General features: G+C 59.7%; 19 protein-coding genes and 2 tRNA genes. 10 read left to right on the top strand and 11 right to left on the bottom strand.

Features of this window, described 5'->3' with window-relative positions:
* The first annotated feature begins 10 nt into the window (after positions 1-10).
* Positions 11-964 carry a sugar-binding transcriptional regulator gene (locus AC2T9U_RS06775; protein WP_493695613.1) on the top strand — a complete coding sequence of 318 codons (954 nt, stop codon included), beginning with the start codon at positions 11-13 and terminating at the stop codon, positions 962-964.
* Between the two features lie 29 nt (positions 965-993).
* On the opposite strand, the gene ndk is transcribed toward AC2T9U_RS06775, so the two are convergent.
* Positions 994-1,413 (bottom strand): nucleoside-diphosphate kinase, encoded by a 420-nt coding sequence (gene ndk, locus AC2T9U_RS06780; RefSeq protein ID WP_115030022.1) that lies wholly within the window; start codon positions 1,411-1,413, stop codon positions 994-996.
* A gap of 323 nt (positions 1,414-1,736) precedes the next feature.
* Between ndk and AC2T9U_RS06785 the strand changes: the two genes are divergently transcribed.
* From AC2T9U_RS06785 to AC2T9U_RS06800, 4 genes are all read left to right on the top strand, one after another.
* Complete coding sequence (locus AC2T9U_RS06785) at positions 1,737-2,102, top strand: roadblock/LC7 domain-containing protein (protein WP_028327842.1); 366 nt, start codon at positions 1,737-1,739, stop codon at positions 2,100-2,102.
* A 175-nt stretch (positions 2,103-2,277) separates the two neighbouring features.
* A complete protein-coding gene (locus tag AC2T9U_RS06790) occupies positions 2,278-2,853 on the top strand; it encodes a hypothetical protein (protein ID WP_115030018.1) in 576 nt (191 codons plus the stop codon).
* 41 nt (positions 2,854-2,894) lie between these two features.
* A complete protein-coding gene (locus tag AC2T9U_RS06795) occupies positions 2,895-3,470 on the top strand; it encodes a GTP-binding protein (protein WP_028327844.1) in 576 nt (191 codons plus the stop codon).
* The gene (locus tag AC2T9U_RS06800; protein WP_115030016.1) at positions 3,467-3,961 is read left to right on the top strand and encodes a roadblock/LC7 domain-containing protein; all 495 of its coding nucleotides are present in this window, start codon (positions 3,467-3,469) and stop codon (positions 3,959-3,961) included. The genes AC2T9U_RS06795 and AC2T9U_RS06800 overlap by 4 nt, the downstream gene beginning before the upstream one ends.
* Positions 3,962-3,975: 14 nt before the next feature.
* Here AC2T9U_RS06800 and AC2T9U_RS06805 read toward each other — a convergent pair whose 3' ends face one another.
* From AC2T9U_RS06805 to ileS, 3 genes are all read right to left on the bottom strand, one after another.
* Positions 3,976-4,389 (bottom strand): DUF4233 domain-containing protein, encoded by a 414-nt coding sequence (locus tag AC2T9U_RS06805; protein ID WP_493695614.1) that lies wholly within the window; start codon positions 4,387-4,389, stop codon positions 3,976-3,978.
* The gene (locus AC2T9U_RS06810; protein ID WP_493695615.1) at positions 4,382-5,953 is read right to left on the bottom strand and encodes a bifunctional folylpolyglutamate synthase/dihydrofolate synthase; all 1,572 of its coding nucleotides are present in this window, start codon (positions 5,951-5,953) and stop codon (positions 4,382-4,384) included. Before AC2T9U_RS06810 ends, AC2T9U_RS06805 begins: the two co-directional genes overlap by 8 nt.
* A gap of 99 nt (positions 5,954-6,052) precedes the next feature.
* Positions 6,053-9,325 (bottom strand): isoleucine--tRNA ligase, encoded by a 3,273-nt coding sequence (ileS, locus tag AC2T9U_RS06815; protein WP_493695616.1) that lies wholly within the window; start codon positions 9,323-9,325, stop codon positions 6,053-6,055.
* Positions 9,326-9,627: 302 nt separating this feature from the next.
* Between ileS and AC2T9U_RS06820 the strand changes: the two genes are divergently transcribed.
* Positions 9,628-11,280, top strand: coding sequence for an aspartate:alanine exchanger family transporter (locus tag AC2T9U_RS06820; protein ID WP_493695617.1), 1,653 nt, complete (start codon positions 9,628-9,630; stop codon positions 11,278-11,280).
* 87 nt (positions 11,281-11,367) lie between these two features.
* The gene (valS, locus tag AC2T9U_RS06825) at positions 11,368-14,076 is read left to right on the top strand and encodes a valine--tRNA ligase (protein WP_493695618.1); all 2,709 of its coding nucleotides are present in this window, start codon (positions 11,368-11,370) and stop codon (positions 14,074-14,076) included.
* A gap of 80 nt (positions 14,077-14,156) precedes the next feature.
* Here valS and AC2T9U_RS06830 read toward each other — a convergent pair whose 3' ends face one another.
* The 6 genes from AC2T9U_RS06830 to tig all read right to left on the bottom strand — a co-directional run bounded on the left by AC2T9U_RS06830 (position 14,157) and on the right by tig (position 19,624).
* Complete coding sequence (locus AC2T9U_RS06830; protein WP_493695619.1) at positions 14,157-14,900, bottom strand: hypothetical protein; 744 nt, start codon at positions 14,898-14,900, stop codon at positions 14,157-14,159.
* 15 nt (positions 14,901-14,915) lie between these two features.
* Positions 14,916-16,196 (bottom strand): ATP-dependent Clp protease ATP-binding subunit ClpX, encoded by a 1,281-nt coding sequence (clpX, locus tag AC2T9U_RS06835; protein ID WP_115030008.1) that lies wholly within the window; start codon positions 16,194-16,196, stop codon positions 14,916-14,918.
* A 418-nt stretch (positions 16,197-16,614) separates the two neighbouring features.
* The gene (locus tag AC2T9U_RS06840; RefSeq protein ID WP_051277775.1) at positions 16,615-17,265 is read right to left on the bottom strand and encodes an ATP-dependent Clp protease proteolytic subunit; all 651 of its coding nucleotides are present in this window, start codon (positions 17,263-17,265) and stop codon (positions 16,615-16,617) included.
* A gap of 50 nt (positions 17,266-17,315) precedes the next feature.
* Positions 17,316-17,894, bottom strand: a complete 579-nt coding sequence (locus AC2T9U_RS06845) for an ATP-dependent Clp protease proteolytic subunit (RefSeq protein ID WP_051277776.1) — start codon at positions 17,892-17,894, stop codon at positions 17,316-17,318.
* A 203-nt stretch (positions 17,895-18,097) separates the two neighbouring features.
* On the bottom strand, positions 18,098-18,250 hold the full coding sequence (locus AC2T9U_RS06850; protein ID WP_181816016.1) for a hypothetical protein: 153 nt from the start codon (positions 18,248-18,250) through the stop codon (positions 18,098-18,100).
* Positions 18,251-18,298: 48 nt separating this feature from the next.
* Complete coding sequence (gene tig / locus AC2T9U_RS06855) at positions 18,299-19,624, bottom strand: trigger factor (RefSeq protein WP_115032497.1); 1,326 nt, start codon at positions 19,622-19,624, stop codon at positions 18,299-18,301.
* A gap of 595 nt (positions 19,625-20,219) precedes the next feature.
* On the opposite strand from tig, the gene AC2T9U_RS06860 reads away from it, so the two are divergent.
* From AC2T9U_RS06860 to AC2T9U_RS06870, 3 genes are all read left to right on the top strand, one after another.
* A tRNA-Pro gene (locus tag AC2T9U_RS06860) sits at positions 20,220-20,296 on the top strand.
* A 151-nt stretch (positions 20,297-20,447) separates the two neighbouring features.
* On the top strand, positions 20,448-21,482 hold the full coding sequence (locus AC2T9U_RS06865) for a methyl-accepting chemotaxis protein (protein WP_493695620.1): 1,035 nt from the start codon (positions 20,448-20,450) through the stop codon (positions 21,480-21,482).
* 188 nt (positions 21,483-21,670) lie between these two features.
* Positions 21,671-21,744, top strand: a tRNA-Gly gene (locus tag AC2T9U_RS06870).
* A gap of 63 nt (positions 21,745-21,807) precedes the next feature.
* On the opposite strand, the gene AC2T9U_RS06875 is transcribed toward AC2T9U_RS06870, so the two are convergent.
* Positions 21,808-22,272 (bottom strand): ribose-5-phosphate isomerase, encoded by a 465-nt coding sequence (locus tag AC2T9U_RS06875; protein WP_115030004.1) that lies wholly within the window; start codon positions 22,270-22,272, stop codon positions 21,808-21,810.
* Positions 22,273-22,337: the final 65 nt, after the last annotated feature.

Here is a 22,337-nt window from a genome sequence, read left to right on the forward strand (position 1 = left end):
AAATAAATGGGTGGAGTCCATCGCCGAACACCGTGAGCACATCCAGCTGCTGTTGTCTGTTTCGCGTTGGTATTACGAGGATCAGTTGAGTCAGAGCACGATTGCCTCGCGGATTGGGTATTCACGTTCGTCGGTGTCGAGGTTGTTGACGCAGGCGCGGCAGCGGGGAATCGTCCGGTTCGATATATCGCATCCGGTTGAGCGGCATATGGCCTTGGAGTCGGCGTTGGTGGAGCGGTTTGGGTTGCGCTCGGCGCGGGTGACTGACAGTGCTGCTGAGGCTGATCCGGGTCCAGCTCGGGCGGGTGCGGAGGTGGTGGTGGAGGCAGTGCAGCGGGCAACGGTGTTAGCGGTTTCTGCGGGGACAACGGTCAGTGAGGTGGCATATGAGTTGCCTGCAATGTCGCTGCGGGATTTGCATGTGGTGCAGATGATTGGGGCGTTGAGCCGAGCGAATCCGCTTGTTGATTCACCTGATGTGACGCGGCGGATAGCGGAGCGTTTAGGTGGGGATTATCGGCAGATGCCAGCTCCACTCATTGTGGGTACGCCGCGGTTGGCGCGGGAGTTGAAGAAAGAGGAGTCTGTGGCGAACGCTTTGGCGTTGGCTTCGCATGCGGATGTGGCGTTGGTGGGGATTGGGGCCATGGATGAGACTGGCTCGTCGGGGCCGATTTTTAATGGATGGATTTCGCATGCGGAGTCGCGGCGTCTTTTAGCGATGGGTGCGGTGGGGCATGTTTCTGGGCATCACTTTGATGCCCAGGGGCATCCGGTGGTGACTGATCTATATGAGCGGGTGTTGTCTGTTCCGTTGGAGCGGTTGCGTTCTGTTCGTACGGTTATTGGTGTGGCCGCTGGTGAGGGGAAGACTGCTGCGATCCGTGGTGCCCTGTTGGGGGGATATATCAATGTTTTTGTGACTGATGCTGCTACTGCGCATCGGGTGTTGAGGCAGGTGTGAGTGGTGTTGCGGCACCTCACGGGTGACTGTCAGAGTTCGGGGAACCAGATGCTGATTTCTCGTTCTGCGGAGGCGGGGCTGTCTGATCCGTGAACGATGTTCTGTTGCACTGGTGTGCCCCAGTCTCTGGCGAGGTCTCCGCGGATGGTTCCTGCTGCTGCCACGGTGGGGTCGGTGGTTCCGGCGAGGGTGCGGAATCCTTCGATGCACCGTTCTCCTTCGATCACTGCGGCGACCAGTGGCCCGGAGGACATGAATTCCACGAGGGGCTCGAAGAATGCTTTGCCCATGTGCTCGGCGTAGTGCCGGGTGAGTAATTCGCGGTGTGGTTCGGCTACTTTCAGCGCAATGAGGCGGTATCCCTTGGCTTCAATTCGTCGCAATATCTCACCTGTGAGCCCACGTGCATAGCCATCGGGTTTCACAAGAACGAGAGAACGTTGAGTCATAGCTGAACAATATCGGCCCTGTTTACATTCATCATGGAATAGCTATATGTGGCCAAAAAGCCTCGTTATAGCCTGTTCGCCCTTGACGTATGCAACACATACATACAGCTCCGGAAAGGCCCATTACCTGCAGGCACAACGTAATTGGTAGCACTACCGGACGAGTGTTCCGGACGAGTGTGTTGTTGTGGGCCCCACAGCCTGCATACGCTGATCAAACCGTACGTGACCAGTGCCTTAGTCAATATCGGCGATGCAAAGAACCGCGCGTACGGCATAAGGTCAACATCATCGGAATCCATTCTTTTCCAACAGGAGCCACAGTGAGCCGTCAAGAAGAACTCTCCCTGATCATCGCCAATGTCCGGGCTTCGATCCCCGAACTGCAGAGCGTCATGGTCGCTTCGGTCGACGGCCTTGCCATCGCCCATGACCTTCCCGAGAACGAGGCTGAGCGCATGGCTGCCATGGCTGCCACCGCCCTGGGTCTTGGTGAGCGTATTTCGGAGCGCTCCACTCTTGGTGAGCTCGCTGAGGGAGTTATCCGTGGCCGCAACGGGTACATCATCGTTTACCCCGCCGGTGAGAACGCTGTGCTGGCCCTTGCTGGTCCTTCGGACAGCAACCTTGGTCTCATGCGTATCGAAGCTCGCGCAGCCAGCGCTAAGATCGGTGCTCTACTCGACTGATCAGCGCCCTTTTGTGATGTTCAGTCGAGGGCTCGCGTCGGCGGAGCACGGCCCTACCTGGATATCTCGATGTGCTTCAGTGTGGGTACCTTTGACACACTCGAAGAATGCCCGTAAACGGGCGACTCGCCCCACCGGCCGAGCGGCACGTCCGTGAGCATTCAAGGAGACCCCAATGAGCGACTGGGTGATCGTGTTCCTGCAATCCCTAGGCTGGATGTTTCCAGCAGCTCTAATTGGACTCTTTGTTGGGTTTTGGGCGGAGCGTTCAAAAGCTCTCGGCCGGGTTAACCCCTCCCCCGCAACCGATGAGAGCCTCGACGGTGTCGACCTCGCTTCGGAAGCCTCGACTGCCCCCCCAGGAGCCGAGCCTTCCGAGGAGAAGGTTATCGAGCCGGTAATCCCCGACCGGTACGCCGAAGACACCGCCACTGCACTCGCTGCGGCGAATGCACGAATCGAAGCTCTCACTGAGGAACTCAACGCCCGCTCCAGTAAGGACGCCGTCGAGTACGGCCGTCTGGAAGCAGCAGCGTTGCGTTCCCTCGACGAGATCATCGAGGCAGATCAGGCTCGCATTAAGCAGCTGACTACGTCTCTTGAGGAAATCAAAAAGAAGTCACGTACCCAGGAGCGCAAATTGCAGGTTGGCGAACAACGTATCGGCAGCTTGAAAAATGCGATCGCTGAGCGGGACTCGCGAATCCTTGAGCTCGATGCGGAACTCGTCAAGCTTCGTCGCGAAAAGTAGCGGCGAACTCCCCCCGCACACCTTCCACCAAGGAGACCCTTGTGGTGAAGAAAGCCGTCATCGGACACACCACTCGCCGTGAGGTGACATTCGTCGGCCCCTATGGAGTTGGCAAATCCACCGCCGTGCGTTCCCTCAGTGATATCCCCGTTGTCAACACCGAAGTAATGAGCACGATGGCCCGCCCCGGCGGCCGCGCAGCTCGCCGGATGACTACAGTCGGTCTCGATTATGGCGAGTGGGGCAGTAACTATGGTGCCGTTGCTGTCGTTGGTACTCCCGGGCAAGCACGTTTTCAGTCCACCCGTGACCACGCTCGCGGACGAGCTTCAGCCGTCGTTCTGTGGATGTACGGCCAAAACGAATACGCTCTCGAGGAAACAGCAGAATGGATCAAGGTTCTCGGTAACGAGCAGACCTGGTCTCGCCTCACCGTGGCTGTCACACGCCTAGATGAGGGAGAGAACCACCCGGCGCTGGAAGACTACCGACCTGTGCTTGATTCATTCAGTCCCGATATCCGCCTTCTTGCGGGAGATCCACGTGATCGCGACTCGGTGATCCGTGTGGTCGAAACCGCGCTGGCCTCGACTAAGAAGAAGAAAGCTCGATCATGACCAGCCTGATGCACACGGGTAACGTACCCGCGGCCGAGACCTCCGAATGGGATATGGAGACCGACACCGAAACGGTGTCCAAGCTTGAAGAAATCGGCACCGCAACACTGCCGATTCTCGAAAGCTTGGCAGAGCGGCTCCCCACTCTGGAAGGCGCGATGCTTTGCACGGCCGATGGATACAACCTGTGCGCGCTCGGACTGGAGTCTTACCAAGTTGGTCGTCTCGCAGCGATGACGAGCACCATGTTTTCCGTGAGTAACGGCGCTATCGATGCCATCACCAGTGATGACAAAGAAGCAACCCCGCTGGAGCAAGTAACGCTCAAGAGCGGGGACAGCCAGTACATGATCTACCCCATCCAGCATGATCAGCTGGGGTACCTGCTCATGAGCATGTGGGCGCAGGAGATCACGCTGGGTGAGTTCCTCATGGAGGCAAAGATCAGTGCACGCGAGCTCACGCGCCTCGTGCAGATAGAAGATCTCTGAGGCGCGTGAGCTAGCTACGCCTGCGGTGAGGCGTTGTTTTTGATCCATTCGTCTGTGAGGGCGTCCATCTGGGCGCCCTTGCGGACGGCTACCAGCCACAGGCCTGTGAATATCGCCCCAACAAGAACCATCATGGGCACCGCAAAGGCATAAGCGAACGTGGCTACCTGAACCGCCCAACCGACCAGTTCACCTCGACGGAATCGCACAGCAATCGCAGCAACTACGCACGCTGCACTGATTGCCAGACCAATCCAGAGAACCACATCAGCGTTCTGAGGCATCGAGGCGACGGTGAGAGCTCGCCCCACCACTGCAGCGAATCCCATCACGAGCATCTGAGACCACAGCACCATGCCGCACAGTCGTCGCGTCACTCGACGCGACGACTGTGGCATATCTGCCGACTGAGTGTCGTGCTCAGGCATCTGTGGCCCCAAGCAGCAAACGAACTTCACCAGCGGTGAATACCGAACCGGTCGCAACAACTCCAGCACCCATGCCAGCAGCATCAGCCAACTCAACTGCCGTGTCGAGAGCAGTTGGCAGGTTCGGCTCGATACGTACTCTGTTCTCACCGAAAATCTCCACCGCGAGCGCACCGAGCTCTTCGGCGCTGCGGCGACGTGGTGAGGTGGTTTGAGAGATGACGATCTCTTCGAAAATGGGCTGAAGCTGTTCAAGCATGGCTTCAGCGTCTTTATCTGCCAGTACCGCCAGCAGGCCCACTGTGTGGGTGAACATGAAAGAGTCCTCCAGCGTGGCGACCAGTGATGCTATGGCTGCTGGGTTATGGGCGCCGTCTACCAGGACTGCTGGTGAACGACGTACCAGTTCGGCCCTGCCTGGGGAGGTAACGTCAGCGAATGCTGCTTGTACAACTTCGAGTGCTAGTTGTTCCTGACCGCCACCGATGAAAGCTTCTACTGCCGCTAGAGCGATGGCTGCGTTGTGCGCCTGGTGCATTCCAAACAGGGGGATGAAGATATCTGGGTAGACCCCAGCTAGTCCCTGCAAAGTGACCATTTGCCCACCGACAGCAACTTCGCGGGCAACAACGCCAATGTTCTCTTCCATGAAGATGATGGGAGCGTCTACGGCGTTAGCTGCTTCGGTCAGTATTTCTTTGACCGCTGGGTCTTGTTCAGCCGAGATGACGATGGAGCCAGCTTTGATAATGCCGGCTTTCTCGCGTGCAATTTCGACGATGTCGTTACCGAGGTAGCGTTCGTGATCCATCGAGATTGGGCCGAAAACAGCGACGGTGGCGTCAATGACGTTGGTTGCGTCCCAGGTGCCGCCCATGCCGACCTCGATGACACCTGCTTCGACGGGGGCGTCAGCGAAAGCGGCGTAGGCCATCGCTACGAGCACCTCGAAGAACGATAGGCGTGGACCGCCTTGTTCTTGGCTTGCCGCGTCGGCCATTTCAACAAACGGCACGATGTCTTCGTAGGCGTCGAGGAACCGTTGGGTGCTGATGGGTTCGCCGGAGAGAACGATGCGTTCGCGGATGTCGTGTAGGTGTGGTGAGGTGAAACGGCCGGTGCGTAGCCCTAGTTCACGCAGCAACCGCTCGATCATGCGTGCTGTGGTGGTTTTGCCGTTCGTGCCGGTGATATGAATGGTCGGCATCGCCTGTTGGGGGTCACCGAGCAGGTTCATGACGTGGCGGATTCGATCCAGAGTTGGCTCGATGATGTGCTCGGGGTTGCGCGCGATGATGTTTTTCTCGACTTCACGCGCTCGTTCTTTTAGAGCGGAGTCTTCTGGTGCCGGGCGGCGTGCACGAGATCCGGTGCGCTCTCCCATTGCGTTAGATGTGGGAGCTTCACTGGATGTGATGGTTTTTGTGAGTGCGCCTAGTTCGAGGGCTTCGCTGCTGGTTTCATCACCGAAGTCATCGAGGTAGGCGGGGTCTAGTGGGGTGCCAGCGTTGGAAGCTTTAGTGGGGTCATTGCTGGGTTCGTTGTCGTCGCTGCGTCGGGTCACGGTGCCCTTTCTCGGTGTTCAGGTGGTGGTTGTTAGGCGGGCCGCAGCGCGGTGGGGCTTATAAGCTCCACCGCGCTGCCAGTTCGTGGCTACCCGTTTTTACAGTTTTTTGAGAAGGAGTCGGATTGGTTGCCCGTCGCCCACTGTGGTGGTGACGGAGCCTTCTTCGGGAAGTGCTTCGAGGGTGGGCGCAGAGCCGAACTGGGTTGCCAGTGTCTCTGAGGTGATGAGATCACCGAAGCTCTTGACTGCTTCCCACACGTCGCCTTCACCGGTGATGGTGAGGCTGATGCGGTCAGTGACATCAAATCCAGCGTCTTTACGTGCCTGCTGGACTGCGCGAATGATGTCACGAGCGACACCTTCGGCGGCCAGTTCTGCGGTGATGGTGGTGTCGAGCACAACGAATCCACCACGGGAAAGCATTGCTGAGGCACTGGCGCTGCCTTCGGTCTGCGCAACAACGGTCTCGAGAGTGTATTCGGATTCTTCGAGTGCGATACCCGCGCAGACCACTGTGTTGTCTTCGACTGTCCAGTCTCCGGTCTTGGAGCCCTTGATCACGGCTTGTACCTGTTTGCCCAGACGGGGACCGGCAGCGCGGGCATTCACGGTAAGCCGCTGAGTAATTCCGAAGTCGGCTGCCGAAGCCTGGTCTGTGGCCAGCAAGGTGACCTTCTTGACGTTGACTTCGTCGCTGATGAGTGCGGTGAATTGCTCTAGGGCTGCGGGGTCGTCGGTGACGACGGTGAGTTCGGCTAGTGGGAGCCGGTTACGCAGCCCTTTGGATTTGCGCAGGCTAGAGGCGGTAGAGCAGACCTCGCGGGCGCGGTCCATGGCTTGCACGAGAGCTGGGTTGGCGGGCAGGTCGTCACTGTTGGGCCAATCTGCCAGGTGCACGGAGCGTTCACCAGTCAGGCCACGCCAGATCTCTTCGCTTGCCATTGGTAGCAGCGGAGCAGTCAGGCGCGTGAGCACTTCGAGCGTGGTGTACAGGGTGTCGAAGGCGTCGCGAGCCACGGTGGCGTCGGCGCCGCTGGTGTCCCAGAAACGGTCTCGGCTTCGACGGACGTACCAGTTGGTCAGTACGTCGCAGAACACGCGGACGGATTCGCAGGCGGCAGCGATGTCGTAAACCTCTAGTGCTGCGGTGACGTCAGTAACGAGGTCGTGCAGCTTGGCGAGCAGGTATTTGTCGAGTACGTCGGTGGAGTCGGTGCGCCAGGTGGCTTCATAGCCTTGGGTGCCGTCGTCGCGGGTGACGGCGTTGGCGTACAAGCTGAAGAAGTACCAGACGTTCCATAGTGGCAGCAGCCCGGCGCGGACACCTTCGCGGATGCCTTGTTCAGTGACGATGAGGTTTCCCCCGCGCAGGATTGGGCTGGACATGAGGAACCAGCGCATCGCGTCGGCGCCGTCACGGGCGAACACTTCGTTGACGTCGGGGTAGTTTCGCAGTGACTTGCTCATCTTTTGGCCGTCGTTGCCCAAAACGATGCCGTGGCTGAGCACGCTGGTGAAGGCGGGACGGTCAAAGAGGGCGGTGGCCAGGATGTGCATGGTGTAGAACCAGCCGCGGGTTTGCCCGATGTATTCGACGATGAAGTCACCCGGGTAGTGGTTTTCGAACCAGTCGGCGTTTTCGAATGGGTAATGCACCTGGGCGTAAGGCATGGAGCCGGAGTCAAACCAGCAGTCAAGAACTTCCGGTACGCGACGCATGGTGGCCTGCCCGGTGGGGTCATCTGGGTTGGGGCGGGTGAGTTCGTCGATGAAGGGGCGGTGTAGGTCGACTTCACCGTCGGCGTTGCGAGGTAGGCGGCCGAAGTCTTTTTCGATCTCTTCGAGGCTGCCGTAGACATCGGTGCGTGGATATTCGGGGTCGTCACTGACCCATACCGGGATTGGGCTGCCCCAGTAGCGGTTACGTGAGATGGACCAGTCGCGTGCGCCTTCAAGCCATTTACCGAACTGGCCGTGTTTGACGTGTTCAGGTACCCAGGTGATGTCTTCGTTGGTTTCGACCATGCGGTCGCGGATTTTTGTTACTTCAACGAACCAGCTACCAACAGCCTTGTAGATGAGGGGCTTACGGCATCGCCAGCAGTGCGGGTAAGAGTGCACGTAGCTTTCTTCGCGCACCAGCTGCCCGTTTTCTTTGAGCTTGTTGATGATGGGGCGGTTCGCTTCGAATACCTGCAGGCCTTGGAAGTCAGGCACAACAGAGGTGAATTCGGCTCGATCATCGACTGAAAGGATGGTGGGAATGCCGTGGGCGGCTGTGTCTGCCTGGTCAACTTCACCGTAGGCGCTGGCCATATGCACGACACCGGTACCGTCCTCAGTGGTGACGGAGTCGGAGTGGATCACTTGGAAGGCGTTGTGGGTGTCCCAACGCTCCACGTCGGTGAAGTAGTCAAAGATCGGGGTGTAGCGCTGCCCGACCAGGGCTGAACCTAGGAAGGTCTCTTCAACCAAGTCGTCAACGTTTTTCGGGTCACCGTCAGGGCCGACGAATTCTTTGGCATAGTGCCCCAAGCGTGCTTGGGCGACGACGTATCGTTCGCCGTCGGCGGCACGCACGGCAACGTATTCAACATCGTTACCCACTGCCATAGCCAGGTTGGTGGGAAGGGTCCACGGGGTGGTGGTCCAGGCGACGAGGCGGTCACCGTTGGGCAGCGCAACCCAGACAGCAACGGAAGGGTCCTGCCGTTGCTGGTACACCTCGTCATCCATGCGTAGTTCGTGGTTAGACAAAGGGGTTTCGTCGTTCCAGCAGTACGGGAGGACTTTGTGTCCTTTGTAGACGAGACCTTTGTCGTAGAGAGACTTAAACGCCCAGATCACCGACTCCATGTACTGGGGGTTAAGCGTTTTGTAGTCATTGTCGAAATCGACCCAACGGGCTTGGCGGGTGACGTAGTTACGCCACTCGTCGGTGTATCGGAGCACCGAGCTGCGGCATTCGGCGTTGAACGCACCGATACCCATCTCCTCGATTTCTTTTTTCGTAGAAATCCCCAGGAGGCGTTGGGCTTCAAGTTCGGCAGGCAGGCCGTGTGTGTCCCATCCGAAGCGGCGTTCCACGTGCTTGCCGCGCATCGTTTGGTAACGCGGGATGACGTCTTTAACGTATCCGGTCAACAGGTGCCCGTAGTGGGGAAGACCGTTCGCGAAGGGCGGACCGTCGTAGAAAACGAACTCGTTCTCGCCGTCTTGCCCGGCAGGGCGAGCTTGAACAGAAGCCCGGAAGGTGTCGTCTTCTTTCCAGTAGGCCAGGACGCGTTCTTCAAGGGCAGGGAAATCCGGGGCGGAAGGAACGCCGAGTGCTTCACCGGCGTGGGAAGTGTGTGCTTTGGGATAGCTCATGCTGGTCGCCTTCGATGTTGAGAGTTGGTGGGCGTCCAGACCTCTGCCTCCCTAGCGGTGAGCGTGGGACGGCGAAGGCTCGCCCGACGAGGACGGCTCACCGGTTCCGACCGGTCAACCGCGGTACCACCTCGCTTGCTCACCGTCACCGGGCACATGCACCGGGGCGGGAACCTCTCTGCTGGGCTGTGACGGGCCCGCCCGTTCGGTTCTACTAGGCCACGCATCACCGGATACGTGGCTGTTCTTCCGAAGGCTCACCGGTGATGGCCGGGTCTGCGCCTATGCATGCAATTCTAGCCATGTCTGAGGTGGTACGTCGCCCTGGCCAGACCTGCGATGACAGCCCTTGGTTTACCTCGTCATACCGTTATGAGGTGAATGCCGTCCTGGATTTCCTTGCCGCCAACCCGCTGTTGACAGTTTTCGGGGTGGTGGCGTGCGGCACACTCGTAGGTGCAATCCCGTTCGGCCCACTACGCCTCGGCTCGGCCGGCGGCCTGTTCGTGGGACTGGCGGTAGGGGCACTGGATGCCCGCCTGAGCGAAAACGTACATCAGCTACAAACGTTCGGGCTGGCCCTGTTCGTGTACACGGTAGGCCTAGCTGTGGGGTACACATTTTTCACCACCCTGAAACGACAAGCCTGGATCCTGCTAGCTAGTGCGGGCGTTTTAGCAATTTCCGTGGGCGTCAGCGTCGGGGTCGGGCGCCTGTTGGGACTTTCTGCGCCTATGGTCGCTGGCGCCTACGCTGGCGCCACCACCACCTCCCCCGCCTTAGCCGCAGCAACCCAGGCCGCCGGGAACACCATCCCCTCTGTCGGCAATGCGCTCAGCTACCCCGTGGGCGTCATCGTCACAATGCTCACCCTCGTCATCGTCACTGCCGTGCCCCTGCCATCGCGCCGCGACCCCGAACCAGTTACCAGCGGCACTCTATGCGCACGCAGCGTCGAAGTAACCCGTCATACCCCATTAGAGGACGTCCCTGGCTGGAAGGCGCAGCTGATCCAAGGATCATATTTCGTCCGTGATGGCGCCGGATGTGTCATCTCTGATGGCGCGACCCTCATGCCTGGTGACCGCATCCTCCTCATCGGAACCCCCGCCACTTTGGAACCTGCCATCGACTTCCTAGGCCACGAATCCGATGTAGAACTCACTGACAACCGGCAAGATGTCGATCACCGCCGCGTCACCGTCTCCAACCCAGAGATAGCAGGCCGCACCCTCGCCGAGATCGACCTACCAGGGCGGTTTGGTGGCCGCGTCACTCGCGTGTTCCGCGGTGACACCCAAATCCTGGCCCACGACGACCTCAGCCTGGCCCTGGGTGACCGCGTCCTCGTTGTATTACCTGCGGGCAGGCTCAACCACGCCGCTGGCATCTTCGGTGACTCCGAACGCCGCATTTCTGAAATCGATCCGCTCTCATTGGGAATTGGTATGGCTCTAGGGATCGGATTGGGCACTATCGCTATGCCGCTGGGGTCGGCGTCGCTGTCTCTAGGCGCAGCAGGCGGGCCCCTAGTCATGGGCATGCTGCTAGGGCGTGTGCGCCGCACCGGCAACCTCGTGTGGGAACTGCCCCACAGCGCCAACCTCACCCTGCGACAACTGGGACTGACCATGTTCCTGACCTGTGTCGGTCTGGCCAGTGGCCCTGCCTTTGCCGGCACCGCGTTTTCCCTGACCGGTATCGCCGTCGGCGCGCTGGCCGCGGTGATCGCAGGCACAATCGCGTTACTCATGTGGGCCGCGGCGATTCTGCTTGGTCTATCCACTGGGCGAGCAGCCGGATTGGTGGCCGGCAGCATTGGCCAACCAGCACTCCTGGCATACGCGCAAAGCCGGGTCGCTGACGAGCGCGTAGAAGCCGGGTACAGCACAATCTTCGCGGTCGGGATGGTCGCGAAAACCATCATCGCCTACCTGATCGCATCTGCCTGGTGACCTGCTAGAAACACCATCGCCTTTCGCCACGCTGAAGACCGCCTTCTGGATTGGCCCCCACTTGCGCGGTGATGGGAAGATCAACCCATGACGAACCCCATATCCGGCCACCACAATCACGCCCACATCCCGGACAAACCGTCAGTAGATGGCCTGGAAGAGAAGTGGGGCCCAGTATGGGAAGAAAAGGGCACCTACCACTTCGACCGCCAGCGCGCTTTGGAGCTTCCTCGCGAGCAGATCTACTCCATCGACACTCCCCCGCCCACTGCCAGCGGATCCCTGCACGTGGGGCACGTGTTCAGCTACACCCACACTGACCTTGTCGCCCGATACAAGCGCATGCAGGGCCTCGAGGTGTTCTACCCCATGGGCTGGGACGACAACGGCCTCCCCACCGAGCGACGCGTCCAGAACTACTACGGTGTGCGCGGAGACGCCTCCCTGCCCTACATCGACAGCTACGAACCCCCACAGCGCGGCATGGCCGACAAGTCCGGCAAAGCCGTGAAGATGGCTGACCAACAGCCCATCAGCCGCGCTAACTTCATCGAGCTTTGCTACGAACTCACCCGCGAAGACGAAAAAGCCTACGAATCGCTTTGGCGCCGACTCGGTGTCTCAGTTGACTGGGCCCAGACCTACCAAACCATTGACGACCACTCCCGCGCAGTGTCCCAGCGGGCCTTCCTGGACCACCTCGAAGCAGGCCAGGCTTACCAGGCCGAAGCCCCCGGCCTGTGGGACGTCACCTTCCAAACCGCTGTGGCCCAGGCTGAACTCGAAGCCCGCGAATACCCTGGCGCCTACCACCGGATCGCTTTCCACCGCCTCGACGAGCAGGGCAACCGCATCGAAGGCCAAGACGTCTACATCGAAACCACTCGCCCCGAGCTGCTCCCGGCCTGTGTGGCACTCATCGCCCACCCCGATGACGAGCGCTACCAAAACCTATTCGGCACCAAGGTGGCTTCGCCCCTATTTGGGGTCGAGATCCCCGTGCTGGCCCACCCCGCCGCCGAAATGGACAAGGGTGCAGGTATCGCCATGTGCTGTACCTTCGGTGACCTCACCGACGTTGTGTGGTGGCGCGAACTCAACCTGCCCACCCGTTCACTCATCACCCGCAACGGCCGCCTTTCCGGTGACACTCCCGAATGGCTATGCGGATCCGGTGCCCAGTTCTACGCCGAACACGTCGCCACGAAGACCCCCTTCACCGCGCGCAAGAACATCGTCGAGGCCCTCGCCGCATCCGGGGAAATGGATGGCGACCCCAAACCAACCCAGCGCATGACCAACTTCTTCGAGAAAGGCGACAAGCCCCTCGAAATCGTCACTAGCCGCCAGTGGTACATCCGTAACGGTGGCCGCGGCGAAGAGTTGCGCGAAGAGCTACTTAAGCGCGGCGAAGAGCTCACCTTCCACCCCGAGTTCATGCGTGTCCGTTACGAAAACTGGGTTCGTGGATTGAACACCGACTGGCTAGTCAGCCGCCAGCGGTTCTTTGGTGTGCCGATTCCGCTGTGGTACCCCATCAGCGAAAACGGCGAGCCCGACTATGACTCCCCCATCGTCCCAGCACCCGAGCAGCTACCCATCGACCCCTACACCGATGTTCCCAGCGGCTACACCGAAGAACAGCGCGGGCAAGCCGGCGGATTTATCGGCGACACCGACATCCTCGACACCTGGGCAACATCTAGCCTCACCCCGCAGATCACCACTGGTTGGCCATGGGCCGAGGGTGAAGGCGACCCCGAGCTGTTCGCCAAACTGTTCCCGATGAACCTACGCCCCCAGGGCCAAGACATCATCCGCACCTGGCTGTTCAGCACCGTTGTGCGTGCCCACCACGCACAAAACTCCCTGCCGTGGACTGACGCAGCGATCTCCGGGTGGATCCTTGACCCGGACCGCAAGAAGATGAGCAAGTCCAAAGGCAACGCCGAAACCCCTGAGGGGCTACTGCAGCAGCACGGCTCGGACGCGGTCCGTTACTGGGCTGCATCGGCCCGTCTAGGCACCGACGCCGCCTTCGACACCGGCCAGATGAAGGTTGGGCGCCGCCTGGCGATCAAGGTACTCAACGCGAGCAAGTTTGTTCTGGGCTTCGGTGCCGCAGACACGCCAGTGTCGTTTGACCGCGCTCACCTGCTCTCCCAGGTGACTCACCCGCTGGATGCCTCCATGCTTGCCTCCTTGGCTGAGGTGATCAGCAAGGCCACCGCAGGTTTCGAGGCTTACGACCACACCCGTGCCCTCGAAGTGACGGAAACCTTCTTCTGGGAGTTCTGTGACGATTACCTCGAGCTCGTCAAAGACCGCGCCTACAGCGAAGGTGAAGGAGCTGCCTCGGCACAGGCTGCGCTGCGGCTAGCCCTGGAGACACTGCTGCGCATGTTTGCGCCGTTCCTGCCCTACGCCACCGAAGAGGTGTGGAGCTGGTGGCGCGCCGAGACAGGTTCTGTTCACCGCCAGGCGTGGCCAGTTCCCGAAGACGTCACCCTCGCGACCTCCGGAGACCCAGTTGTCCTGCGTGTTGTCAGTGAAGCGCTGGCTGGTATCCGCCGGGCGAAGTCCGATGCCAAGGTCGGTATGCGTGCTGAGGTCGAGACAGTCGTGATTGCTGGCTCTGCTGCCACGCTGTCGCTGCTCAAACAGGTCGAGGCGGACTTGCTGGCAACCGGTAGGGTGCTCGCGCACACCTACGTCGAGGAAGAAACCACCGAGAACCCAGTTGTCATTCGTGACGCAGTGCTTATTCCTCCGCCCCCGCGCGAAAAGAAAAAGTGACACACCCCTGCTGAGGCAGCCGTGACATAGATCGGGGTGCTCACCTTCGAACTCGAAGATGAGCACCCCGACTTTGTGTTTCAAGAACGCATAGCAATGCTTGACTGCGCGCTTGGCCGGGGCATCCATAGCGCCAGCCGTCCGGTCTCGCGCGCGATCGTTACTGGGTCTGGGCGTACGAGCAGCCACGGAACATTCCACCCAGATAAGGCACACCGGTCAGTGAGGAATCCTTCCCGCCGTGGGGCGTCCACATCGCCTGTGCCAGGGTCGTATTGCAGTACTGGTTTTCCCGGTTCGGTACGCGCCCACAGCACTACATGCCGAGGCATGTGTGTCCCGCCTACGTAGACAAGAACGGGGCGCCCTACCCCGATCCGTGCGACCGTTTCATCAAAAAGAGAAGCGCGCCGACGTTTATCAGCGAACCTCACAAGACGGATTTCATAAGACACCCCTGGCACAGAACCAGAACGTTCGATCTCGGCCCTGGCACCCCAGGGCGGAGTACCTAAGGACGTCGGCCACGGCACTTGCAGAGTGCCTCGCCGCGGCGTAACTGCGTTCGTGCGGGTGAGTACCTCGGATTCAGCAGTAGCCCACCGTTTCGCGGCCGTCTGGGCCCGCATGCGCGCTGCCTGAGGGGTCTCAACACCCACTGCACCGACGCGCGGTTTTTCTCCAGAGACGTCATCAGCGGACAGCCACGCCGCAAATGGAGGGTCGATTAAGGCACGAGCCATCACAAGTGCTGCCGCGCCACAACTGGTGGGGGTTGCCTGAACCGGCCCCTTACGCCCCACCGATTCGAGTTCTCGGAGCATAAGAACGAGTGTGGCCTAAGCGGATTCCTTACGGTCAAGCCTCTTGCGTGAACGTAGTTCATCGGGGTTGTGGCGCACGATGGTGGGCAGCACGTTTTCGAGCACTACCTCGCGGCTGATGACAACTTGAGCGATTTCGTCATCACTGGGCACATCGAACATGACGGGCAAGAGGACTTCTTCGAGGATGGCACGCAGCCCACGGGCTCCCGTGCCACGCAGGAGTGCTTGGTCAGCGATTGCTTCTAGCGCATCCTCGGTGAACTCCAAGTCCACACCATCAATCTCGAACATGCGCTTGTACTGCTTCACCAGGGCGTTGCGTGGCTCCTGCAGAATCCGCACCAGGGCGTCCCGGCCCAGCGGAGAGACAGTCGTGATCACGGGAAGACGCCCAATGAATTCGGGGATGAGACCAAACTTCATCAGGTCTTCTGGCATAACATCGCCGTAGCCTTCTGGCTCGGTGCTGGCCTGGTGCAGGTCCGCACCAAACCCTAGGCCGCTTTTACCGGCACGCGACTCAATGATTTTGTCTAGTCCAGCGAATGCGCCACCGACGATGAACAACACGTTTGTCGTATCGATTTGGATGAATTCTTGATGCGGGTGCTTACGGCCGCCCTGCGGAGGAACGGATGCAGTCGTTCCTTCGAGGATCTTCAACAGAGCTTGCTGTACGCCTTCACCGGAGACATCCCGCGTGATGGAGGGGTTCTCTGATTTACGAGCGATTTTGTCGACCTCGTCGATGTAGATGATGCCCGTCTCGGCCTTCTTCACATCGAAGTCTGCAGCCTGGATGAGTTTGAGCAGGATATTCTCGACATCTTCACCGACATACCCTGCCTCGGTGAGTGCGGTTGCATCAGCGATAGCGAACGGCACGTTGAGCATGCGCGCCAAAGACTGCGCGAGATATGTTTTTCCGCACCCAGTGGGACCGATAAGCAAAATGTTTGATTTGGCAATGTCGACCTGCTCATCACCTTTGCGGGGCGCAGCTTGGATGCGCTTGTAGTGGTTGTACACCGCGACCGCTAGTGCCCGCTTGGCCGAGTCCTGACCAATGACGTACTGCTCGAGGAAAGCGAAAATGTCTCGCGGCTTTGGCAGTTCACCTGGGCCAAAGTCGCTGCTGTCAGTGAGTTCTTCCTCGATGATCTCGTTACACAGATCGATGCACTCGTCACAGATGTACACGCCGGGGCCCGCGATGAGCTTTTTGACCTGCTTCTGACTCTTCCCGCAGAAGTTACACTTCAGCAGATCTCCGCCATCACCAACACGTGCCACGAAATCATCCTTCCCGCCCGCCTCGGCGGACCATTACGGGAATCCGACACGAACAAAACCGACTAGCCAGCTCCGCCGAACAACAGCGGCGGCCTGTGCCGTGGGGCTTGTGGCCTTGGCTGGCTATCCCTCGATGCTGCATCCTCAAACCCGATCTCGAACCTATCGGCAGACACACGTTCTCACAGTTATTGAATCCGTGTGTCGCCCACGGGGGAGCTTCAATTCGCTGATGACACAGCACACGCAAAGACAGAATCTCATTATCTCATCGGCATTGTGACGAGGTTTCCCAGTGTTCACCCTTTCGGCGTAAACACAAGCTTTCCTGAGGAGACGGAGTAGGTCGGGGTGATCATGTGATCGCCCCGACCTACTCCGTTGTCAAGATATGTCCTTGCGGACGATGCCTCAGCAATCAGCGCTGACGCGATGCCTTACGGCTTGCCAAAACCTGGTCGATGAGACCGTATTCGCGCGCTTCCTCAGCGGAGAGGATCTTGTCGCGTTCAATGTCAGCGTTGACCTGCTCAGGCGTGCGGCCCGAGTGGTGCGCCAGCGTCTCTTCCAGCCAGGTGCGCATCCGGAAGACCTCGTTGGCCTGGATTTCGATGTCGCTGGCCTGGCCGTAGTCGCTCCCAGCCAACGCGGGCTGGTGAATGAGCACGCGAGCGTTAGGCAAGGCGAAACGCTTACCGGGGGCACCAGCAGCGAGAAGTACCGCAGCGGCCGAAGCGGCCTGTCCCACGACGAACGTCTGCACGTCGGGGCGGATGAACTGCATCGTGTCGTAGATGGCTGTCATGGCGGTGAAAGAGCCGCCAGGGCTGTTGATGTACATGATGATGTCGCGTTCTGGGTCTTGGGACTCCAGCACGATCAGCTGCGCGATGACATCGTCAGCAGAAGCATCATCGACTTGCGCACCGAGGAAGATGATGCGGTCCTCGAACATCTTCGTGTACGGGTCGGTGCGCTTCATCCCGTAGGAGGTGCGCTCCTCGAACTGCGGAAGGATGTAGCGGTTGCTCGGCATTGCCACTGCGGGGCGGCGCTGTTCGTTCATCATGGACGTTCCGTTCTCGGGCTGGCTCGATGCGATGGGGTACTGGAAGTGCATCAGTCGCTCGTGCCTCCCTTACCGGGGGTTTGGTTGGCGTGCTCGTACACGTGGTCAACGAAGCCGTACTCTTTGGCCTCTTGGGCGCTGAACCAGCGGTCGTGGTCAGAGTCTTCGGTGATCTTCTCCACGGTCTGTCCGGTGTGGTGAGCAATAAGTTCGGCCATCTGGCGTTTGATGAAGAGCATCTGCTCAGCCTGGATTTTGATGTCCGTGGCTTTACCGCCGATACCACCCAGAGGCTGGTGCATGAGGATGCGGCTGTGCGGGGTGGCGTATCGCTTACCTGGCGCGCCTGCGGTGAGCAGGAACTGTCCCATAGAGGCCGCCATGCCCAATGCCACGGTGGCTACGTCGTTGGGGATCCAGTTCATCGTGTCGTAGATCGCCATACCTGCCGAGATGGACCCGCCGGGGCTGTTGATGTACAGCCAAATGTCTTTGTCGGGGTCTTCGGCGGCCAGGAGAAGCAGCTGCGCGCAGATAGCGTTGGCGTTCTCGTCACGCACCTCAGAAGACAGGAAGATAATCCGCTCTTTGAGCAGACGGTTGTAGATGTGATCGTCCAGGCCACCCATCGGTCCCGGCCCTGCGGCAACGATGTCGCTGCTGTGGCTCACGTGGTCTCCTCACTCGCTTGATCACCGGATGTGACGTCTAGCGGCGTACGTGGGGGTGAACCCCGCTGACGATCCGGCACTTTCACGAGAGTAACGCTCCACCTCACGAGGTAATTCCGTCTCTGGACCCCTGAACCGCATTGGGCTGGTGATGCTTGGTGTCAGCTAATGCGTAGTTGTGGGGTGTTGCGCACTCGTCGTTTTATTTGTTCTTTTCCATCATCACCGGATGCATCCACCGAGAACGACACCGACGTGCACAAGCTGCACGCGAAGCGGGTGGATGCGTGAGGGAGGTGTCCTGCCGAACGCATCGACAGGACACCTCCCTCACATCACGACGCCTTGTGGGCGCGTTTGTGTCACTTCTTGTCGGATTCCTCAGCCTCAGCAGCGGCCTCTTCTTCGCCTTCTTCGGCGTCGACATCGGCGCTGAGGTCAACCTCGTTGCCGGAGGCGTCGGTGACCTTGATGAGCTCAAGCACAGAAGCCAATGCCTTACGGCGGGCGACCTCGCCAGCCATAGCGGCGACCTGGTTCTGGTCTTCCATCACCTGGGCGAGCTGACCGGGGTCAATGCCTGCCTGCTGAGCAGTCATGATCAGGTATTCGATGAGCTCACCCTGGCTGACCTGAACCTCGCGGCTTTCAGCGATCTCGTCGAGGAGAAGCTGGGTACGCAGGCTCTTTTCGGTGGATTCAACAAGCTCCTGGCGGTGCTCGTCGTCGCTTTCGCGGCCTTCACGTGCCAAGTGGCTGTCAACCTCGGCCTGGACAAGGCTGTCCGGGACGGGGATTTCCAGGGTTTCGAGAAGGTGATCCAAAAGCTGGTCGCGGGCTTCGATGCCCTGCTGGAGCACGAGCTCACGCTCGGCCTGCTTACGGGAGTCAGCCTTGAGCTCTTCGAAGGTGTCGAACTCGGAAGCCATCTGAGCGAACTCGTCGTCAAGCTCGGGTAGTTCGCGCACCTTGACGCCCGAGAGGGTGACCTCAATGTCAGCGTCTTCGCCTTCGTGGTCGCCACCGGCCAGCGGAGCCTTGAAGGTCTTGGTCTCTTCGGCCTTCATGCCGATGAGTGCCTCGTCGAGGCCCTCAAGCATGGTCTTGGAACCAACCTCGTAGGAAACACCGGAGACTGCGTCGATCTCTTCCTCACCGATGGTGCCCTTGAGATCGATGACGACGAAGTCACCTTCAGCCGCCGCGCGGTCAACGGGAACGAGAGAACCGAAACGCTCACGGAGCTGCTCGACGTTCTTGTCGGTCTGCTCATCAATGGCGGAATCGGTCACATCCGCGACGGACACCGACAGCTTCTCGAACTCGGGCAGCTCGATGGCCGGACGGATGTCAACCTCGGCGGTGAACACGAAGTCAGACTCGTCCTCGAGCGGCACGGAGGTGATGTCAACCTCGGGCTGACCCAGGGGGCGCAGCTCGTTCTCGACCATGGCCTGCGTGTACAACTCCGGCAGGGCCTCATTGACGGCTTCCTGCACGATCGCACCCTTGCCGACGCGCTGCTCAACGAGGCGGGCGGGGACGTGACCCGGACGGAAACCGGGGACGGAGATCTGGGAGCTGATGGCCTTGACTGCGGCATCCAGTCGAGGCTTCAGCTCGTCATAGGGGACCTCGACGGTCAGCTTGACCCGGGTCTGGCTGAGGGTCTCGACGGAGCTCTTCACTTCTGGCACTCCAGAATCACATGGGGAATAAGGACAGATCGGGGAGGTGCACGACTGGCGCGACCTGACTATTCAGGTGCGTCGCGGTGATCGGTTGCATGCGACCGCCGGACCGACTCGGCAAGAGCCGAAACGGATGATGAGTGCACACAAAAGCCCCGTTCCAGCCATGCTAACCGCTCACGCCCACATCCCCGTAACCGAACAGGCAATTAAGGGGCAGGGTTGCCCCCAGAGGCCTAACCAGGCAGGGCCCCAGGAGCAAAAATCCTCCACAGAAAAGAGGGAGCCCTCTTCTCACCTCCCCCTCCAGCACCTCACTTACATCTCACATTGCAAGATACTTGCAGGTTTATGTAACACCCCATCGCACCCAACCGATGACGTCAACAAATCCGCTCAGCGGATCCTCAAGACCGGGCGGGAGGGCAGGCCAGCTCACGACTCAGGGGGAATGAGTCGACCCAGGAGCGGCCACCGAGGAGCAGCTGGCTCCTCATTCACGGGAGGGGGCGCAGATACAGCGCCCCCTCCCGTGGCATCCACACCCCCATTTGTGCCCTACACTGATACCCGCGGAGTATTGGTCCGCAGGCGGGCTGTGGCGCAGCTTGGTAGCGCGCGTGCTTTGGGAGCACGATGTCGCAGGTTCGAATCCTGTCAGCCCGACCACCTAAAAAATCCCCTTCCACACGGAAGGGGATTTTTTGCTTCTGTAAACAACTCTCCAAAAACACTGATGGCCCCTCAGGCCCATCCAACTGCACCTCACATTGCCTCCACCGGTGCCGATCAGAAGACCACGCACTCACGGAGGTCGAATATGCCCCTTTTCCGACGCGGCACCGCGCCGAACGCCGCCCCATCCCCCTTCGGCGACAACCACCAGCCCTTCATATACACAGATGAAGACGCAACCCTCCAAGCAGAAAACGACGAACTGCGCCGAAAAATCGCCGCCGCAAAAGAAGAAGCAGACTTCGTCAAAATGCGGTTCGACCTCATGACTAAAGCCTCAGACATCGGCCTATGGGACATGGCCGTCGAAGCAGGCGACCCCATCAACCCCAACAATGCCTTCTGGTGGAGCCCTGAATTCCGCCACATGCTCGGCTTCAACGACGAACGCGACTTCCCCAACGTCCTCGACAGCTGGGCCTCACGCCTTCACCCCGAAGACAAGGAACAGGCTCTTCAAAAATTCTCTGATCACCTCAACGACCGCACCGGCCGCACACCCTTCGACATCGAATACCGCCTACAGCTCAAAAACGGCGATTACAAATGGTTCCGTGCCTCAGGAGCAACCCTGCGCGGATCAAACGGCGTACCTATCCGCGTAGCCGGAGCCCTGCATGACATCCACCAAACCAAACAGCTCATCGCCGAAGCCGAAGAAACCGCCGAACGACTGCGCGACTCCTCGGCGCAACTCGCCAAAGTCAGCGAGCAACTAGCCGACGCAGCAAACCGAGCCGTCTCGGCAGTGACCTCCTCTTCAAGCCGCATGGCAAAACTCGACGAGAGCAGCACAAAGATCGGTCAAGTAGTCGAGCTGATCACCAGCATTGCCGCCCAAACCAACCTGCTGGCCCTCAACGCCACCATCGAAGCCGCCCGCGCCGGAGAAGCAGGTAAAGGCTTCGCCGTGGTGGCCAACGAGGTCAAGGAACTCGCTAACGAAACCTCACAAGCCACCCACGACATCGCCACCCAAGTCGACACAATCCGCAACGACGCCCAAAGCGCCGTCCAAGGAATCGAAGAAATCAGCACAATCATGACCGACCTGGACAGCTACCAACGCGCCATTAGTGAAGTCGTCGAGGAGCAACGACACGTCGCCACCCGCCGCTGAGCGCCGCTGTCACCCACACAAAAACCGCTTCTTTCCCGCTTTCACCATTACATTTTTCGACCGGGGCCACCCTGTGGCACACTTTTCTCAAGCGGAAGGTCACCCGCGAGAACAAAGATCTTCATTTATGAAGAACGATGTACTCCTGGGCGGGACCACCGGGTGATCGGCGTTAACGCCGTTCACGTGCGGGTGTAGCTCAATGGTAGAGCCTCAGTCTTCCAAACTGATTACGCGAGTTCGATTCTCGTCACCCGCTCCACAGACAGGTGAAGCGGCGAGGTAAACACCTCGCCGCTTCACCTTTTTCGCACCTACGCAGCAATCACGCCTGCGGCTTCTCACCAGTGGACTCATACGACTCCAGCATCGCCAACCGACGCTCATGCCGCTCATCACCAGAGAACGGCGTCTGCAAAAACACCGTCACCATCTCTTTGGCCAACTCCACCGACGACGTACGCGCCCCAATAGCCAAACACTGCGCGTTGTTGTGCTCACGCGCCAACTGCGCCGTCTGGACACTGTGACCCAACGCGCACCGCACCCCCTTGACCTTGTTCGCCGCGATCTGTTCACCGTTGCCAGAACCACCCAAAACAACACCGAAGGAGCCAGCATCCTCACGCACCGCCTCAGCAGCGGGCACAACAAACACCGGGTAGTCATCCAAAGCGTCATACTCCAGCGGCCCGTGATCCACCACCTCATGACCCAGCGAACGCACATGCTCCATCAGCACGCCCTTGAGCTCGAACGCAGCATGGTCCGAACCAAAATGAACCCGCATCACACACTCCTCATACACAACGGCCACACGCGCAGCCCGAGAACAAAACCAGCCGACTCCACACG

It is taken from the genome of Dermatophilus sp. B7861-1 (assembly GCF_058996045.1).